Annotated in this window: 15 protein-coding genes; 4 read left to right on the forward strand and 11 right to left on the reverse strand. The window is 72.8% G+C overall.

Translation table 11 applies throughout. The features are described 5' to 3' along the window. Positions 1–117 precede the first annotated feature (117 nt). The 5 genes from ACZ4TW_RS12615 to ACZ4TW_RS12635 all read right to left on the reverse strand — a co-directional run bounded on the left by ACZ4TW_RS12615 (position 118) and on the right by ACZ4TW_RS12635 (position 4,692). Positions 118–1,020, reverse strand: coding sequence for a DUF7402 domain-containing protein (locus ACZ4TW_RS12615; RefSeq protein ID WP_465543073.1), 903 nt, complete (start codon positions 1,018–1,020; stop codon positions 118–120). A 102-nt stretch (positions 1,021–1,122) separates the two neighbouring features. After that, entirely contained in the window at positions 1,123–2,253 is a 1,131-nt protein-coding gene (locus ACZ4TW_RS12620) for a glycosyltransferase family 4 protein (protein WP_465543074.1), read from the reverse strand. Then, positions 2,250–3,512, reverse strand: a complete 1,263-nt coding sequence (locus ACZ4TW_RS12625) for a hypothetical protein (protein WP_465543075.1) — start codon at positions 3,510–3,512, stop codon at positions 2,250–2,252. The genes ACZ4TW_RS12620 and ACZ4TW_RS12625 overlap by 4 nt, the downstream gene beginning before the upstream one ends. Before the next feature lie 69 nt (positions 3,513–3,581). Beyond that, positions 3,582–3,962 carry a DUF2304 family protein gene (locus ACZ4TW_RS12630; protein ID WP_465543076.1) on the reverse strand — a complete coding sequence of 127 codons (381 nt, stop codon included), beginning with the start codon at positions 3,960–3,962 and terminating at the stop codon, positions 3,582–3,584. Position 3,963: 1 nt separating this feature from the next. Continuing rightward, complete coding sequence (locus ACZ4TW_RS12635) at positions 3,964–4,692, reverse strand: glycosyltransferase family 2 protein (protein WP_465543077.1); 729 nt, start codon at positions 4,690–4,692, stop codon at positions 3,964–3,966. Between the two features lie 173 nt (positions 4,693–4,865). On the opposite strand from ACZ4TW_RS12635, the gene ACZ4TW_RS12640 reads away from it, so the two are divergent. Beyond that, positions 4,866–6,503, forward strand: a complete 1,638-nt coding sequence (locus tag ACZ4TW_RS12640; protein ID WP_465543078.1) for a DUF2142 domain-containing protein — start codon at positions 4,866–4,868, stop codon at positions 6,501–6,503. Then, positions 6,490–7,647 carry a glycosyltransferase family 4 protein gene (locus ACZ4TW_RS12645; RefSeq protein WP_465543079.1) on the forward strand — a complete coding sequence of 386 codons (1,158 nt, stop codon included), beginning with the start codon at positions 6,490–6,492 and terminating at the stop codon, positions 7,645–7,647. The genes ACZ4TW_RS12640 and ACZ4TW_RS12645 overlap by 14 nt, the downstream gene beginning before the upstream one ends. Here ACZ4TW_RS12645 and ACZ4TW_RS12650 read toward each other — a convergent pair. The 3 genes from ACZ4TW_RS12650 to ACZ4TW_RS12660 are packed head-to-tail and all read right to left on the reverse strand — an operon-like array spanning position 7,637 to position 10,793. Then, a complete protein-coding gene (locus tag ACZ4TW_RS12650; RefSeq protein ID WP_465543080.1) occupies positions 7,637–8,755 on the reverse strand; it encodes a glycosyltransferase family 4 protein in 1,119 nt (372 codons plus the stop codon). The two genes, ACZ4TW_RS12645 and ACZ4TW_RS12650, sit on opposite strands and share 11 nt — an antisense overlap. Next, positions 8,752–9,876, reverse strand: coding sequence for a hypothetical protein (locus ACZ4TW_RS12655; protein ID WP_465543081.1), 1,125 nt, complete (start codon positions 9,874–9,876; stop codon positions 8,752–8,754). The genes ACZ4TW_RS12650 and ACZ4TW_RS12655 overlap by 4 nt, the downstream gene beginning before the upstream one ends. Before the next feature lie 41 nt (positions 9,877–9,917). Then, entirely contained in the window at positions 9,918–10,793 is an 876-nt protein-coding gene (locus ACZ4TW_RS12660) for a glycosyltransferase family 2 protein (protein WP_465543082.1), read from the reverse strand. Positions 10,794–10,847: 54 nt separating this feature from the next. On the opposite strand from ACZ4TW_RS12660, the gene ACZ4TW_RS12665 reads away from it, so the two are divergent. Then, positions 10,848–12,017: a glycosyltransferase family 2 protein gene (locus ACZ4TW_RS12665; protein ID WP_465543083.1), complete on the forward strand. Its 1,170-nt coding sequence runs from the start codon at positions 10,848–10,850 to the stop codon at positions 12,015–12,017. Next, positions 12,014–13,033 carry a glycosyltransferase family 2 protein gene (locus ACZ4TW_RS12670; RefSeq protein WP_465543084.1) on the forward strand — a complete coding sequence of 340 codons (1,020 nt, stop codon included), beginning with the start codon at positions 12,014–12,016 and terminating at the stop codon, positions 13,031–13,033. The genes ACZ4TW_RS12665 and ACZ4TW_RS12670 overlap by 4 nt, the downstream gene beginning before the upstream one ends. 16 nt (positions 13,034–13,049) lie before the next feature. On the opposite strand, the gene ACZ4TW_RS12675 is transcribed toward ACZ4TW_RS12670, so the two are convergent. Genes ACZ4TW_RS12675 through ACZ4TW_RS12685 form a run of 3 tightly spaced genes read right to left on the reverse strand, consistent with a single transcriptional unit; the run spans position 13,050 to position 16,885 of the window. Continuing rightward, positions 13,050–14,318, reverse strand: coding sequence for an O-antigen ligase family protein (locus ACZ4TW_RS12675; RefSeq protein ID WP_465543085.1), 1,269 nt, complete (start codon positions 14,316–14,318; stop codon positions 13,050–13,052). After that, positions 14,315–15,676, reverse strand: a complete 1,362-nt coding sequence (locus ACZ4TW_RS12680) for an O-antigen ligase family protein (protein ID WP_465543086.1) — start codon at positions 15,674–15,676, stop codon at positions 14,315–14,317. The genes ACZ4TW_RS12675 and ACZ4TW_RS12680 overlap by 4 nt, the downstream gene beginning before the upstream one ends. 30 nt (positions 15,677–15,706) lie before the next feature. Continuing rightward, on the reverse strand, positions 15,707–16,885 hold the full coding sequence (locus tag ACZ4TW_RS12685; RefSeq protein WP_465543087.1) for an acyl-CoA dehydrogenase family protein: 1,179 nt from the start codon (positions 16,883–16,885) through the stop codon (positions 15,707–15,709). Between the last annotated feature and the right edge of the window lie 16 nt (positions 16,886–16,901).

Raw genomic sequence — 16,901 nt, forward strand, 5'->3', positions numbered from 1 at the left:
GCCGCGGCGGCGCCTTATACCATACGGATTACCCCCGCATTGGGGCATCCGGCGGCGTGCCGCGGATCGGGCGGCTCCGGGCAGGTGGGATCCACACCCGGAAGGGTCGATCCACCGTCACGGAGCGTTCAGGGTCCAGTTCGCCACGGCCCGGTCGGAGCCGACCGGCCAGTAGGCGATGAGGAGGCCGCGTGCCCGCCGGGGCAGCTCGAAGTACACCGCCCCTCCAGCGGTGCCTCCCGCCTCCAGCGCCTGGCCGCACAGCGGGTCGACGCCGTCGTCAGAGCCGTCGGTCGACCGATACCGGTTCCCGGCGCCATCGACGATCGCGAAATCCGAAGGGCCGACCGCGGCAGTTCCGCCGAGGCCCTCGAGCTCCACCTCGAGCCGCAGGGGCCGGACATCGTCATCGTCGGTCTCGAGGGTCGCCACCGCCGTCGGACGGATCTGCACCGCGGACCCCGCCTGGGCGAAGTTCCGGGCGGTTCCGAGCATCGACGCGGCAGTCTGCGCGGCATGCACCTCGATCTCCGACAGTCCGATGTTGTACGTGTCGGCGCCCACCGACGTGACGGTGAACCGGAGCGACGACGTCTCACGTGGCGAGAACTCCAGGGCGAGCGGCTCGCCGTTGTCAGGGAGCGGCGGCACGAGCACGGTGCTGCCATCGGAGAAGGCGAGCGTTCCGCCCGTGACGTCGTCGTCGAGGTTCGGCCGATCGACGAGCACGACGGAACCGATCTGCTGGGGCGACTGCCAGGTCAGGCTGAGCGTGCTGTCCTCCCGCCCGCCGACGGTGGCCCACTCCGCCGTGTGGTCACCCGGATGTCCGTCCGCGATCCCGTCGATCGCCTTGTCGGCCGTCTGCTCCGTCGCGGCATTCTCGGAGTCCGCTACGGCGACCGCGCACTCGGCGAGATTCGATGCAGGTTCGCATTCCGTGGAGACGGCCGGACCCGCCGTGCCCATGACGAGCGCAACCTCCACCACGATGACGGCTGACAGCGTGCGTCCGAGCATCCACGACCTCCAGACGATGGCGGGCCGGTCGGTCCGATGCCTCCATGATCGCGGAACCGGACGCCTGCCGCCAGCGCGCCGGACGTCCGGAGCGCTGGCGGCTCAGGCGCGGGTGCCGACGACCACGTCGTCCACCAGGTCGGCGTACTCGCGGGCCCGGGCCTCCCACGACCATTCGTCGAGGGCCTCCGCCGTGACGGCGGGCTTCGGGTCGGCGAGCGCACTCGCGACCTGCTCCGCGAGCTCGTCGGTGTCGGTCGAGTTGACGAGCCGCACCGGCGCCCCGTGCTCGAGCAGCGCGGTCGCGGCGGGAACGGGGTACGAGACGATCTGCGCGCCGACGGCCGCCGCCTCGAGGAGGATGATCCCGAAGCCCTCGGCGAGCACGGAGGCGTTGACCAGTACTGCTCCGGCCAGCGTGTCGCGGACCGTCTCCGATTCGACCGGCCCGTGGACTCGCACGAGATCGGCGAGACCGAGCGCATCCACCTGCCGGCGGCAACGCTCGAGATCGGGGCCTCCGCCGAGTACGTGACCGGTGACACCCGATTCGCGCAAGCTTCCCTGGAGGGCTGCGCAGACCGCGAGGAACGTGTCCCAGCCCTTGCCGGGCACGAGTCGCCCGACGAACACGAGTCGCGTGGGTCGCGGCGGACGTGCGGACGCCGGGACGTTCCACTCCGCGAGATCGATCGCGTTGTGGAACAGCGTCGAATCGCGGCCGGAAAGGCGCGTGACGAACTCGGCGGCGTCCTTCGAGACCGCCAGGACCTTCGTGGCACGGCGCAGCGCCTGCCGGCCGAGCGTGAGGTCGACCATCCGGCTCGCGAACTCGATCACCCGCGAGGGCGAGCGCACGAAGTCCGATCCGTGCTCGGTGTGGATGGACGGCACGCCGGCGCGGCGGGCCGCGCGGATGCCGATCCAGGTCAGGGGGAAGAAGCGCGTGTGGGTCGAGACGACGGTGACGCCCTGTTCCCTCAGCGCGGAGGTCAGACGCCTGGTCGTTCCCAGCGGCGGGAAGGAGATGACGTCGGCGATGGGGAAGCGGCGCGGCAGGCGATGCACCCGTACGCCGGCCTCGACGCCGACGCCGGGCTCGCCCGAGACGGTGAAGACGGTGACGCGATGCCCGAGCGCGGCCAGCTGGTCGGCCAGGGCGCTGACGTGCTTCTCGAGTCCCCCGACCCGAGGCGGGTAGTTGTTCACGACGAGTGCGATGTGCTGGATCAACGCGGTTCCTCCTGCGGGTCGAGGCTCGTCTGCGGCTCCCGCGACCGGCGGCGCAGCGACACGGCCTGCGCGACGATGTGGATCACCACGCCGCACAGCGGTCCGGCGAGGAGGGAGAGCACCGCCCTGCCTTCGAGCGGTCCCGGCAGCGCGAGGCACGCCACGGCGACGACGGCCGCGACGGCCCACCCGACCGAGTACGGCGTGTGGAGGTGGCGGGCGAGCGTCGCGGGTCCGGTGACGTAGAGCCAGGCGATGGCGGTGGCCGCGATGACGAGGGCGAACACGGTCATGGGCTCGACCTGATAGGCCGCACCGAACACGGCGGCGAGCAGGGGAGGGCCGATCAGTGCGCCGAGCGCTGCGCCGAGGATCCCGACGACGGCGACGATGCCGAGCAGGGCGAGCTCCGAGCGGAGGTGCCGGGCGGGGTCGATCGCAGTGAACCGGACGACGAGCAGGGACTGGATGGCGCTGAGCGGCATCAGCAGCGGCGCGCGGGTCAGGGTGATCGCCAGTACCAGCGTCGCGAACTCCGCGGAGGGCGTCGCGCCGGCGAACAACGCCAGCACCGCGGGGAATCCCGCGACGAAGAAGGCGGCGCCGATCCCGGCGAAGACCGCGCGAAGGGTGTTCCAGTAGAACGCACCGTCTCGTACCGTGTCGACGCGGACCGACCGGAGGCGTCGGCCGCCGCGGATGACGCCGATCAGGACCGTCAGCGGGATGGGGAGCACGGTGGACCAGGCGAGCGCGGCGGCTCCGCCGTCGACCCACAGCGCGACGAGGGTGAATGCGAGACGCAGCACCGCATCGACGGTCAGCAGCAGCGCGAGATCGAGCCAGCGCTCGGTGCCCGCCAACGCGCCCTGGATGCCCGCGACGAAGACGTAGCAGGGAACCGCGACGAGGATCGGGACGGACCACACCACCCAGGAGGAACCGAGCGTCGACGGGGCGAGCGCGGCGAGGACGGCGAGCACGACCACGGCGACGACGCCGGCGCCCACGAGGAGCCGGCGCCATGGAGACGCACTCGCGCGGGGGGCCTCCGCTGCGGCGTGGACGACCGAGGCCACGCCGCGCGCGGTCTCCTGCTGCACGCCGAAGAGGACGCTCACCATGAAGAAGAGCAGGGCCCAGAAGACCGCGAACTCCGCGTACACCGCCGGTCCGGCGATGGCGGCGACGACCCAGGTGACGACGAGACCGGCAAGGCCGCTGACGACGGCGGCGACGAGCAACGGGGCGCTGCCCACGAGTCTGCTTGCGATGAGAGTCTCCACACGGCCGTGGCTCGAAATGGCCGCGGCTATCCTAGCAATGGCTCAGGTCTCGCGAGGGTTGGTGCGAGCGTCGAGCCGTTCCTCGAGTTCTCGGATGCGGAGCTCCTGGATGGCGACCTCCTCGGCGAGGGTCCGGGTCTCGCCTTCGAGATCCGTCAGTTCCGCACTGTGCTGGATGCTCACCAGGATGAGGATCGCGAGGCTGACGAAGAAGATGAGGTTCGTCGGGATCTCCACCCCGATCAGGTTCGCCGCCCAGACCAGGATCTGGGGGAAGATCCCGATCAGCAGCGCGAGCAGGCCCGCGACGAGCCACCAGAGCGCGTGACGCTCGCGGAGGCGCCGCCGTCGGAGGAGCTCGATGACCACCACGAGCACGACGAGCGCCGAGACGATGCCCAGCAGGTAGAGTGCGATGCTCACGTCAGGCCTCCATGTGGGCGGGGGTCGCGGGACGGGCGAGGGCGAAGCCGAGGGCGACCACCGCGCGCCCGAGGTACGCGGCGGCCTTGAAGGGGTTGTGCGAAGGTTGTCCGCCGGCCCGCGGCCGCATCGCCACGGGGACCTGCGTGATCACGTACCCGTGACGCGCAGCGATCACCAGCGCCTCGATCGTGTCGCCGAGGTACTCCGCCGGATACTGCTCCGCGAACAGCCGGGTCGCGCGCGGCCCGCACGCCTTGAACCCGGAGGTCGTGTCGGTGAGCGTCGTGCGGGCCGTGCGGCTGAGCGAGTGGGCCAGCAGCTTCATCGCCCAGCGTCTCGGTCCGCGCACCCGGTAGTCGCCCTCGCCTGCGAACCGGGCGCCGATCACGAGGTCGGCCTCCTGCAGTGCCGAGAGCAGCGCGGGAACCGACCGGGGATCGTGCTGCCCGTCGGCATCGATCTGCACGACGTTGTCGTAGCCGTTCCGGAGCGCGTACTTGAAGCCCAGGCGCATCGCGCCGCCGACCCCGAGGTTGAACGGGAGGACGGCCACGGACGCGCCCGCCTCCCGTGCACGCACCGACGTCTGGTCGCTCGAACCGTCGTCGACGACGAGGCAGTGCACGCCCGGCAAGGTCGAGAGCACCTCCCGAACCACGTCGCCGACCGTCGCCTCTTCATTGAAGGCAGGCAGCACGATTAGCGTTCGTTCGAGGGCGGGGAGCATGATGTGATCCTAGCAATTGCGCTATCCGAATCCGTCGCGAGCGAAGCCGGGCCGGTATCGAGCGACTGACGACCCGGTCGGCACGCACCGGTCGCGTCGGAAACTCCGGACTCGGATCGGTGCCGCGCCTCGGTGCGACGACCGGGCGCGACCCTCGAGATTCGAGAGACAGGATGATGCGCATTCCCCACGGTCATTCCGGGCCATCGGATGAGGCGCAGCGGATCACGGCGCAGGATCCGCCGGCGCCGCGCCCGGCGGGCGTGTTCCTCGCGGCGTTCGCGGTCTTCGCCCTGCTCTCCGTGGTCTGGTCGCTCGCTTCGCCGGTGTTCAGTGCACCCGACGAGAACGCGCATGCCACCAAGGCCATCGCCCAGGTGCGCGGGCAGGTCGTCGGGTACACCCTCCCCGACGTGAGGCACATCATCGTCGACCTGCCCCCGGGCTACCACTACAGCTCCGATACGGTCTGCTACGCCATGCGCCCCGAGGTGAGCGCCGCCTGTGCCGTCGACTTCGGTGCCGACGGGCAGGCCTGGTTCAACACGTGGGTCGGGGCGTACAACCCGGTGTACTACTACCTGGTCGGTTGGCCCAGCCTGTTCCTCGAAGGCAACGCCGCGGTGCACGCGATGCGGATCGTCGGCGCGCTGATCGGGTCCGCGTTCCTCGCGTGCGCCTTCCTGCTCGCGGTGTCCGGGCGCCGGGCGCGCTGGCTGCCGCTCGGCGTCGCGTTCGCGGCGGCGCCCATGAACCTGTACCTGATCGGCTCGGTGAACCCGAACGGGCTCGAGATCGCGGCATCCGTCGCCCTGTGGGTCGGTGTCCTCAGGCTCCTCGAGACGGCCGGTCCCGGTGCGGCGACGCGATCCGCGGCGTCGCAGGTGCCGCGCGCGGCGGTCTGGTGGATCGTCGCCGTCTCGGCGATCCTCGTCGCCAACGTCCGCGCGCTCGGGCCGCTCTGGGTCGTCGTGATCGTCGCGCTCGGGGGGCTCGTCGCCGGCTGGGGGCCGGTGCGGCGGCTGTTCACGGCTCGGTCGAGCCTCCCGTGGCTCGTCGCCATCGCCGCCGGAGGCGCCTTCTCGATCCTCTGGACGCTGGTCGCCGGATCACTGTCGAGCCAGGCGGAGCCGGGCGACGCGCCCCTCGTGGGCGAGGGCCCGCTCGCGGGCATCGGATACATGATCCGGATGACGCCCGATCACCTGCAGCAGGCCGCCGGATGGTTCGGCTGGCTCGACACGGAGCTGCCCGCCTGGACGTACTGGCTCATCGCGGCGGCGGTCGCGGTGCCGGTCGTGCTCGCGTTCACGGCGCTCGGCCGCCGGAGCACGCTCGTGTTCGCCGCGGTCGTGGCGGCGGCGTGGCTGGTGCCGATCGCCGTGCAGGCGCGCAGCGTCTCGCAGACGGGCATCATCTGGCAGGGCCGCTACAGCATCTTCCTCTACCTCGGCGTGCTCATCGTGGCGGGCTGGCTGCTCTCGGGTCGCGAGGCGCGACGGTCGGCGTACCTCTCCCCGCGGGTCGCGCCGATCGGCGCGTCGCTCATCGCCGCGTTCGGCCTCTATTCGTTCTGGTTCGTGCTCATCCGCTACGTCGTCGGGCTCGACTCGGCCGTGGGGACGATGTTCACGGATCCGCAGTGGCAGCCGCCCCTCGGCTGGCCGGTCCTCCTCGCCGCCTACGCGGCCGGCTCGGTCGCCCTCGTCGTGCTCGTCGGGTGGCTCGCGCGCGTGGCCGCCCGCCGCGACCCCGACGAGGAGCCCGCTGCCGCGCCGACGGACGGGACGGCGGTCGATGCCCGAGGCTGAGCGCAGGATCGCCATCGCGTACGACTGCCTCTTCCCGTTCCAGACCGGGGGCGGCGAGCGGGTGTACCGACGGATGGCGGAGCTGCTCGTCGAGCGCGGCGTGCGGGTCACGTACGTCACCCGGACGGTGTGGCATCCGGGCGACCCGCCGCCGGCGGGCTTCGACGTCGTCGGCGTCTGGCGCGGCGAGATCCACGACGCCGCGGGCACGCGGACCGCTTCCAGCGCCGTCGCCTTCGCCCTCGCACTGTTCCGCCACTTCGTCCGCCACCGGCGCGCCTACGACGACGTGGTCGTCGCCGCCCTGCCGGTGCTCAACGTGTTCACGGTCCGACTGGCCCTGCTCGGCACGCCGACGCGCATCGCGGTCGACTGGCTCGAGGTGTGGCCGTGGGCGAAGTGGCGCTCGTACGCCGGTGCGCTCACGGGCTCGATCGCGTGGGTCCTGCAGTCGCTGGCGCTCCGGCTCGGCGACGTGCACACGGTCAACAGCCGGTTCACGCGCGAGCGGATCCGTCGCCTGCGACGGTCGGCCGACCCGGTCGTCCTGGGCCTCGTCGACCTCGTCGGCGCTCGGTCCGACGCGACCCCCGACCGCCCCGCCCTGCCCGTCGCGCTCTTCGTCGGCCGGCACATCCCCGACAAGCGGCTCGACGTGCTGCCCGCCGCACTCGCCGCGGCTCGACGCGACGTGCCCGACCTCGAGCTCCGCATCGTCGGCGACGGTCCCGAGACCGATCGGGTGCGAAATGCGGCCGCTGCGGCGGGCGTCGCCGACGCGGTGCGGTTCCTCGGCCGCGTCGACGACGTCGAGCTGGGTCGGCTGTACCGCCAGGCGCACGTGCTCGTGAACCCCTCGGTCCGCGAGGGGTTCGGACTCGTGGTCGTCGAGGCGGCCTCGGCGGCGACGCCGAGCGTCGTGGTCGCGGGCGCCGACAACGCGGCGGCCGACCTCGTCGACCCGGGCGTCAACGGCGAGATCGCGCCCGACGCGTCGGCGGCCTCGCTGGGCGCCGCCGTCGTGCGCGTGCTGCGGGCGGGCCGGGCGATGCGCGAGTCGACGCTCGCCTGGTTCGAGCGCGAACGCCTCGACCGGGGGCTCGCCCGTTCCGTCGACGAGCTCCTCTCGCGACTCAGCCGCTGACGCGGGGTCCGAGCACGCCGAGCAGTGCGGCGCGCGTGGCGTCGGCCGTCGCCTCCCAGGAGAAGGCCGCAGCGCGCACGAGCCCGGCCTGCGACATCCGCTCGCGCTCGGCGGGCGAGTCGAGCAGCTCCTGGATGGCGCGCGCGATCGCGCCGGGGTCGGCCGGGTCGACGTAGCGTCCGGCGTCCGCGGCGACCTCTCGCAGCACCGGCAGGTCCGACAGGATCACGGGGCAGCCCCGGGCCATCGCCTCGAGCGGAGGCAGGCCGAACCCCTCGAAGCGCGTGGGGAACACGAGCGCGGTCGCCTGGGCATACAGGCGCTCGAGCTCGTCGTCGGCGAGCCATCCGCGCAGCTCGACCCGGTCGCCGATGCCCAGCCGCGCGACGACCGGCGCGAGCGGGTCGTCGCCGTGGCTGCCCGTGATCACGAGGCGCGGCCGCCGGCCGGGCTCGATGCGCGCCACGGCCTCGAGCAGCGTCTCGAAGCCCTTGTGGGGCATGCGATTGCCCACGGCCAGCAGGAGGTCGTCGCGCCGCGCCACGCGGAGCCCGGGGAACGGGGCGGAACCCGCGAGCGGCGTCACGGTGACGCGGTCGGCCGGTATGCCGAGGTGGCGCACGACGTCGTCGCGGGAGGCGCGACTGACCGTCAGCACCCGGCGGGCGTTCCGCGCCGCCGCGCGGACCATGGCACGGAGGATGCGCGAGTACGCGCCCGGCACGTACTCGGGATGCCGGAACGCGAGCAGGTCGTGCACCGTCAGCAGGACCGGCACGCGAGATCGGAACGGGCCGAAGTTGGCCGGGCAGTGCACGAGGTCGGCGCCGTGCCGGCGCGCCGCCCGGGCCACGCCGAAGAGCTCCGAGCGCGCCCACGCGGCCCGGTCGTCGCCGCGCACGCCCGAGTCGACGACGGCGCCCGGGAACCAGGGCGCGCCCGCGCCCGCGAGCTCGGAGGAGGCGAACCCCACGTACTCGAGCTCGGGGTCGGCCGCGTCGAGTCGCGAGTAGACCTCGCGCGCGTAGGTCTCCATGCCGCCCTTGGTGCCGGTGTAGAAGACCAGGTCGACGAGGACGCGACGACGGGGGAGCGGTCCGGGGCTCATGCGCCCGGTCCGTCCGCCTCGCGCGCGGCCCGTTCGACCGCTGCGGAACGGCGCCGTCTCGCCGCCTCGTAGACCACCGCGGAGAGCAGCTCGGCCACGAGCAGGCCCGCGAACACCGCGGCGAGCTCGCCGGTCGCGAGCCCCAGGGCCGCGAACCCGAACGTCAGGACCGAGACCACGGCACGGAGGCCGGTCACGAGCGCGACCTCGCCGCGCCGGCGGAGGGCGGCGAACGGGATGGTGGTGGCGAGCGACGCGGCGCGCCAGGCGCACGCCACGAGGAGGGGGACCAGGGTCGCGGACGACGACCACGCCTCGCCGAACAGGAAGCCGAACACCCCCAGCGCCTCGGCGACGAGCAGGGCCGCCACGGCGCCGACCACCGCGGCGCCCGAGACGACGATGTCGAGGGTGGAGTGCTCCTTGAGCAGCCGCAGCCGCATGAAGTTCAACGGGATCGCGAGCAGGCCCGAGACCGTGGAGATCGCCGCGAAGAGCACGGCCTCCTGCGGGCCGATGAACGCGAGGATCATCGAGTTCAGCAGCGGGTAGACCGACCCGGTGATCGCGGTGTCGGCGATGACCCAGCCCATCACGCGCGGCTCGGGGCGACTCGCCCGGTGCTCGACGGGGAGGCAGCGGACGACGGTGGCGGCGACGATGCCGCCGACGAGGGGGACCAGCGCCCACTCCAGGCCGGCGAAGCCCGCCAGGACGCCCGCGAGCGCGCCGACCCCGACGAGCAGCGACGCCCAGATCTCGCGGCCGTCGAGGCGTTCCGCGACCGACACCCCGCGGCCGACCTCGAGCGCGGCGACGAGCACGGGCAGGCCGACGCACAGCACGACCGCGTTCGGCCCGGCCAGCACGATCGCGAGGCCCGCGACGATGGATGCCGCGGCGAGCCAGACCGGGAACACGACCCGCCGTGCCGTGCCGGCCGAGCTCAGCCGCGACTCCACGATGACCGCGAAGGCCAGCTGCCCGGCGAACGTGGCGACCGTGACGGCGACCGCCACGGCGCCCTGCTCGGCGGTCGTGAAGAGCCGGGAGGCGATCGAGACGGTCGCCGCGGGGATGACCGCGAGCGAGACGCCGCCGAGGAGGGTGATCGCGCTCATCGTCGCGCGCCGCAGCCGCATGGGCGCGGGCCCCTCGAGGCTCATCGCCGCACCGCCGCGACCTGCACCGGCCGGCCGAGCGGCCGGCCGAGCGCGCCCTCGAGCCGGCCGACGAACACCCACCATCCGTCGAGCGGCGCGTACCCGCGATGGCGGAGCCCGAACGCGAGTCCGCCGCCGATGAACGCCAGCCGCCACGCGAGCGGGTACCGCCAGCGGGTCACGACGAGCCCGAGGCCGCGCCCGTACGCACGGAGCTTGTGCCGCCGTGCGGCCCGGTCGAGGCCGTGCGCGTCGGCGATGCCGCCGACCGCGACCTCCTCGGGCAGCCAGGTGAACGCCGCGGCGAGGTCGGGCCGCCGGTCCGCGAGCCGCAGCAGGAGATCGGTGGCTTCGCCGGCCTGCCACGGCGTGGTCGCGCCCGTGCCGAGGTCGGGGTCGAATCCGCCGATCTCGTCGAACACGCGGCGGCGCACGAGCAGGCCCATCTCGATCACGCTCCAGGCGTTCCACCGGTCGAGCGGGGTCGGCGCGGCCGGCAGCCGGAACTTCGGCCCGTGCTCGTCGACGACCGTCATCGCCCCGGCGGCGAAGTCCGGCGGCAGCGCGCGCAGGCGCTCGAGCGAGCCGGGCGGGAACCAGGTGGAATCGTTGGGGAACACGAGGAGCGGGTCGGAGCCGCGCAGCTCGGCGACCCCGTGGTTGCGACCGCGGGCTGCGCCGGGACCGGAGGTGGCCACGACGGCGCGCCCGCCGCCCGCGTCGAACCCGGCGACGAGCCGTCGCACCGCGGCGTGCTCGGACTGCGCGACGACGACCAGTTCGTCGCCGGCGACGAGCCGCCCCCGGAGCGAGTCGAGGAGTCGTTCGAGCCGCTCGATCCGGCCGATCGTCGACACCACGAGTCCCAGGTCCACGATGACTCATTCTGTACGATGGTGGGGCCTTCGCCAGTATCGACAGGACCCCGCATGCCCGCTGCCACCGACACGATCGAGCTGTCGATCGTGATGCCGTGTCTCGACGAGGCCGAGACCCTCGCGACGTGCATCGACAAGGCGAACGGCTACCTCCGGCGGAGCGGCGTGTCGGGCGAGGTCATCGTGGCCGACAACGGCTCAACCGACGGCTCCCAGGACATCGCGCGGGCCCACGGCGCCCGGGTCGTCGACGTCCCTGCGAAGGGGTACGGCAGCGCCCTGATGGGCGGCATCGAGGCCGCCCGGGGCACGTACGTGATCATGGGCGATGCCGACGACAGCTACGACTTCTCGAACCTCGACGCGTTCGTCCAGCGGCTCCGCGCCGGCGACCAGCTCGTGATGGGCAACCGGTTCAAGGGCGGCATCGCCGAGGGCGCGATGCCCCCGCTGCACAAGTACCTCGGCAACCCCGTGCTCTCGCTCATCGGCCGCGTGCTGTTCCGCTCGCCGATCGGCGACTTCCACTGCGGCCTCCGCGGCTTCGACCGACGGGCGATCCTCGATCTCCACCTCCAGACCACGGGCATGGAGTTCGCCAGCGAGGTCGTGGTGAAGTCCACGCTCGGCGGGCTTCGCGTCGCCGAGGTGCCGACCACGCTCGACAAGGACGGCCGGAGCCGGCCGCCGCACCTGCGCAGCTGGCGCGATGGATGGCGCCACCTCCGGTTCCTGCTCATCTTCAGCCCGCGCTGGCTCTTCCTCATCCCGGGCGCGGTGGCGTTCCTCGTTGGCCTGCTCGGCACGCTGCTGCTCGCGTTCGGGCCGATCGAGTTCGGCGAGGTCGGCCTCGGGGCATCCAGCCAGATCTACCTCGCGGCCCTGACCGTGGTGGGGTACCAGTCGGTCCTCTTCGCCATCCTGACGAAGATCTACGCCCAGCACGAGGGGTTCCGCATACCGAGATCCCGCAACTTCGATCGCCTCGAGCGCCGGATCAGCCTGGAGAGCGGCGCGCTCGTCGGGCTCGCGCTCTTCCTCATCGGCCTGGGCATCGCGGTCTGGCAGTTCTCGGTCTGGGCGGGCACCGGGTTCGGACCGCTCGACGCGACCACGATCCGCACCGCCGTGCTGGCCGCGCTGTTCATGATGCTCGGCTCCCAGACCGTCATGGCGGGCATGTTCCTCGGCGTCCTGAAGGTCGGGCTCCGCAGGGAATGAGCGATCGATCGGATGGCGCGGCCCACGCCGCCGCGACGCCGCGGGTCTCGGTCGCGCTCGGCACCCACGACGGCGAACGGTTCCTGCGCGCCCAGCTCGAGAGCATCCTCGACCAGACGCATCCGGTCGACGAGATCGTCCTGAGCGACGACGCGTCGACCGACGGAACCGTGGCGCTGGCCGAGCGGATCGTCGCGGAGCACCGGGCGGCGGGCGGGAGCGCGGAGCTGCGCGTGCTCAGGAACCGCCCGGCGCTCGGCGTGACGCGGAACTTCGAGCAGGCGCTCCGCGCCGCGACGGGCGACCTCGTCGCGCTCGCCGACCAGGACGACGTGTGGCGACCCGATCGCGTGGCCCGCGCGGTCGAGGTGTTCGCCGAGGGTCCCGCCGTGCAGCTCGTCGCCTCCGACGCGGCCCTGATCGACGCGGCCGGCGCCGACCTCGGGGCGACCCTGTTCGCGACGCTCGGCCTCGACGAGGCGATGCGCGGGCGCCTCGGCGGCCCCGCCGCGTTCGACGAGCTGCTCCACCGCAACCTCCTGACGGGCGCGACGATCATGGTCCGGCGCGGACTCGTCGAGCGCGCGGCGCCGTTCCCCGCGAGCTGGGTGCACGACGAGTGGCTCGCGATGGTCGCCTCGGTCACGGGCGGCCTCGCGGTCCTGCCCGACCGGCTGATCGGCTACCGGCAGCACGGCGCGAACCAGATCGGCGTGACGGCGCTCGGCTGGTCCGGCCGGATCGCCAAGCTCCGCGAGCCGCGGACCGAGCGCAACGCGCGCCTGCTCGCGCGGGCGTCCGACCTCGCCGAGCGGTTGCCGGGCGTCGCCGCGTCGGGCCCGGCGCTCGCCGATCGCCTGGCCGCGAAGCTCGCCCACGAGCAGGTGCGCTCGGCGCTGCCCTCCGGTCGCGTGCGTCGAGTGCCCCTGGTGTTCCGGGAGTGGCGAACCGGCCGGTACACGCGGTACGGCCTCGGGGCGCAGGACGTGCTGCGCGACCTCGTCCAGCCGGTCTGATCCGGGGCGATCCGGCCTACGCCGCCGACCGCGACGCGGACGCGAGGGCGTCCCGCCAGCTCATATCGCGCGCGGCCTTCACGGCGCAGACGACCAGCAGCATCCAGCCACCCTCGAGCAGGGCGAAGCTCTCGGCGAAGCTCGTCACGGCGAGCGCCACGAGTGCGAGCGCGGGCCAGAGGTACACGACGCTCCGTCGCGACGATGCGAGCAGCCACGACCGGACCAGTGCGACGCCGAGCAGGCCGATGAACATCAGCGCGCCGATCACGCCGACCTGGAAGTACGCGTCGATGAACGCGCTCAGCGCCGACGAGAGGTCGCGGCCGACCGCCGCCTCCACCCAGGCGTAGGGTGCGGCGTCGGGCCAGCGCCCGACCCAACCCCACCCCTGCAGCGGATTCGCCGCGAGGTAGCGCGAGACCTCGCGCCAGACGTCGAGGCGCACGTCGAACTCCGCGCGCGCGTCGAGCAGCTCGATGATCCGGATCCTCGTGATCCAGCCGACGACGATGACGGCGAGGCCCGTGAGGAGCAGCGCCAGCTGCCAGCGCCACCTCGTGTGCGCGGGCACGCGGCGCAGCCCGTAGAGCGCGGCCAGGGCCACGAGGGTCGCGCCGAGGGCGATCCAGGTCGTCGGCGAGCCGGCGAGCAGGAGGCAGAGCGAGGCGAGCACGAGCGACGCGATCGCCCGGCCGCGCTGCACGCTGCGCGTGCGCCACTCGATGATGAACGTGATGAGCGCGATGAGGGCCACGAACCCGAGCACGTTGCGGGATCCGAAGATGCCCTGGATCGGCCCGAGCTCGGCGATGCCGCCCTGGATGCCGAGGAACGCGATGGGCAGGTCGATGAGCACGCCCGACAGGACCTCGAGGCCGATCGAGACCCCGAGCAGCACGCGGAGGACGTCGCCGAACGCGCGCACGATCTGGATCGTGTCGCGCATGAGCGCGACGTACACGCCGAGCACGCCGAACGCGACGAGATGACCGACGCCGAGCAGGGTCAGCGTCGGCGTGTCGCTCCAGAGCACCGAGGCCGCGCACCATCCGACGAACAGCAGGATGGTCAGGGGCAGGATGCCGTACCACTCGACGGCGCGCCAGCGGGCGACGAGCGACAGCCCGCAGAGCACGATCAGCGTCAGGACGGCGGCCATGAGTCCCGGCCACCCGATCAGGGCGCGGACGGCGTGCGTGGAGAACGCGAGCCCGACGGCGACGAGCGTGAGCGCCTGTGCGAAGCGCGCGGAGCCCGCGAACTCGCGCAGCGCGTTCCTCACCGAGCCGCCCCGGGCCGCGCGAAGCGGCGCGGCCACCGGGTCGGCGTCATGGGCGGCAGCGGCTCGGGCGCCCACTGCCGCTGCTTGGTGCCCCAGGCGATCGCGAGGAGCAGCATCCACCCGGACTCGACGAGGATGCGGCTCTCGGCGAGCGACTGCGCGATGAGCGCGACGAGGACGAGGAGCGGGATGAGCGACGCGGCGGAGTACGGGATGGGGCGGCCGCGCTCGTCCATCGGCGGGTCGACCGCGAGGAACCACGAGCGCCAGAGCGCGCCGACCACGATCGAGGCGAACGCGACGAGCCCGACGACGCCGAGCTGCATCCAGACGTCGAGCCAGGCGTTGTGCGCCTGCAGGTACTCGACGCCGTTGCGCACCGCGAGGCCGTCGTAGGGTTCGACCCACGGCTGCCAGTAGCCGATCCAGCCCCAGCCGAACCACGGGCGCTCGACGGCCAGTGCGGTGACCGACTCCCAGATGTCGAGCCGTCCGGTCAGGTCCTCGCTCTTGCCGAGCAGGCCGAGCAGCGCGTTCCAGGCGATCAGGAGCAGGGCGACGGATGCCACGAGCGCGCCCGCCGCGGTCAGGTACACGCGACGTCGGTGCTCGGGGCCGGCGCGGCGGGCCCACACCGCGAAGCCGAGCGCCGCGAGCACGACGAGCGCGACGAGCACGACCGTGGCCGAGCGCGTGAGCGCGAGGACGAGCCCTGCGACCACGAGCCATCCGATGCCCTGGCTGCGGCGCATGCCGCCGCTGGCCAGCAGCGCGGCGAACAGGATCGCGGCGATGAGGGCGGCCATGGCCAGGAGGTTCCGGCTCGCGACGATGCCCTCGACGGGGCCGCCCTCGAACAGGAGCGCGCGCGACCAGTAGAAGGCCATCGGCACGTCGCCCGAGGGGTCGAAGTCGGGGAAGTTCGGCAGCAGCGGCTCGCGCACGAACACGGCGACCCAGAGCTCGAACAGCAGCGAGAGCGCCAGGAGCCACTTCAGGGCACCGGCCAACGCGCGGAGGAAGCCGTGCCAGCCCAGCGACAGCGTGAGCGAGAGCGCCACGATCGTCGGCACGAAGGTGAGGACGAGCCCGAGCGCGGTGCCGGCCGGGTAGGCCGACCAGGCGAGCGAGAGCGTGGCGATGAGGAGGAAGGCCGGCGTGGACTTCGGCACGCGGCGCCACGACACGGCGGGCCGCCGCGCCATCCAGAGCCAGACCGAGCCGACGAGGATGAGGACGACGATCGCGCCCCACCCCCACCAGCCGAGGAGGTTCCGCCAGAACTGGCCGGCGAACGCCGTGAAGAGGGCGAACGTCGCGAAGGCGCCTTCGAGCGCGGGGCGGCGTCCGATGGTCATGCGCACAAGGCTATCGCCAGCCCGGCGGCCTCACACGAACGCCGCCTCGCCCGTGATGGCGCGGCCGACGATGAGCGTGTTCATCTCACGCGTGCCCTCGTAGGAGTACAGCGCCTCGGCGTCGGCGAAGAACCGCGCGACGTCGAAGTCGAGCACGATGCCGTTGCCGCCGCACGCCTCGCGCGCCCACGCGACGGTCTCGCGCATGCGCGACGTGGCATAGGCCTTCGCGAGCGCCGAGTGCTCATCGCGCTGCTCGCCGCGGTCGAGCATCTCGGACACGCGCACCACCATCCCGAGCGAGGCCGTGATGTTGCCCAAGCACTTGACCAGGAGGTCCTGGATGAGCTGATGCGAGCCGATCGGCCGGCCGAACTGCTCGCGCTCACGCGCGTAGCGCACCGCCGCCTCGTAGGCGCCGATCGCGGTGCCGACCGCCGACCAGGCGACCTCGGCGCGAGTACGGCGGAGAACTGCGGCGGTGGCGCGGAACGAGTCGGCCTGCTGCAGGCGCAGGGACTCGGGCACCGCGACATCCGTCAGCTCGATGTCGGCGTTCTGCACCATCCGGAGGCTGACCTTGCCCTCGATCTTCGTCGCGGCGTAGCCCGGCGTGGAGGTGGGCACGATGAAGCCCTTGACCTGGCCGTCGGCCTCGTCCTTCGCCCAGATGATCGTGATGTCGGAGAAGGTGGCGTTGCCGATCCAGCGCTTGCGCCCGTTCAGGATCCAGGTGTCGCCCTCGCGGCGCGCGGTCGTGCGGAGGCCGCGCGCGGAATCGGAGCCGGAGAGCGGCTCGGTGAGGCCGAACGCGCCGATCACCTCGCCCGATGCGAGCCGGGGGATCCACTCGCGGCGCTGCTCGGGCGAGCCCGCGACCGCGAGCGCCCCCGTCGCGAGGCCGCTCTGCACGCCCACGAACGTGCCGACCGACGCGTCGACGCGCGCGAGCTCGAGGGCGACGAAGCCGCGGAAGACCGCGGAGTTCTCGAAGGGCGTCGTCTCGTCCCACGCGTACGACAGCACGCCGTGCTCGGCGAGGGGCTTCACGACCTCCATCGGGAACTCGGCCCGCTCCCAGTGGTCGTTGACGATGGGGCGCACGTCGCGCTCGAGCCAGTCGCGCAGCGCGGCGAGCGCGTCCTGCTCGCGGTCCGTCAGCAGCGAACCGTACGAATAGAAGTCGCTCGCGAGCGGCTCGTAGGACATCTGGGCTCCTCCTCGT

This window comes from Agromyces sp. NPDC029043, from assembly GCF_055564615.1.

What these genes read in the sequence shown, in the direction of transcription:
- ACZ4TW_RS12650 (WP_465543080.1), bottom strand. Translation starts at nt 8,755, where the DNA reads ATGAGCCCCGGACCGCTCCCCCGTCGTCGCGTCCTCGTCGACCTGGTC.
- ACZ4TW_RS12665 (WP_465543083.1), top strand. Translation starts at nt 10,848, where the DNA reads ATGCCCGCTGCCACCGACACGATCGAGCTGTCGATCGTGATGCCGTGT.
- ACZ4TW_RS12615 (WP_465543073.1), bottom strand. Translation starts at nt 1,020, where the DNA reads ATGCTCGGACGCACGCTGTCAGCCGTCATCGTGGTGGAGGTTGCGCTC.
- ACZ4TW_RS12635 (WP_465543077.1), bottom strand. Translation starts at nt 4,692, where the DNA reads ATGCTCCCCGCCCTCGAACGAACGCTAATCGTGCTGCCTGCCTTCAAT.
- ACZ4TW_RS12645 (WP_465543079.1), top strand. Translation starts at nt 6,490, where the DNA reads ATGCCCGAGGCTGAGCGCAGGATCGCCATCGCGTACGACTGCCTCTTC.
- ACZ4TW_RS12670 (WP_465543084.1), top strand. Translation starts at nt 12,014, where the DNA reads ATGAGCGATCGATCGGATGGCGCGGCCCACGCCGCCGCGACGCCGCGG.
- ACZ4TW_RS12655 (WP_465543081.1), bottom strand. Translation starts at nt 9,876, where the DNA reads ATGAGCGCGATCACCCTCCTCGGCGGCGTCTCGCTCGCGGTCATCCCC.
- ACZ4TW_RS12685 (WP_465543087.1), bottom strand. Translation starts at nt 16,885, where the DNA reads ATGTCCTACGAGCCGCTCGCGAGCGACTTCTATTCGTACGGTTCGCTG.
- ACZ4TW_RS12680 (WP_465543086.1), bottom strand. Translation starts at nt 15,676, where the DNA reads ATGACCATCGGACGCCGCCCCGCGCTCGAAGGCGCCTTCGCGACGTTC.
- ACZ4TW_RS12640 (WP_465543078.1), top strand. Translation starts at nt 4,866, where the DNA reads ATGATGCGCATTCCCCACGGTCATTCCGGGCCATCGGATGAGGCGCAG.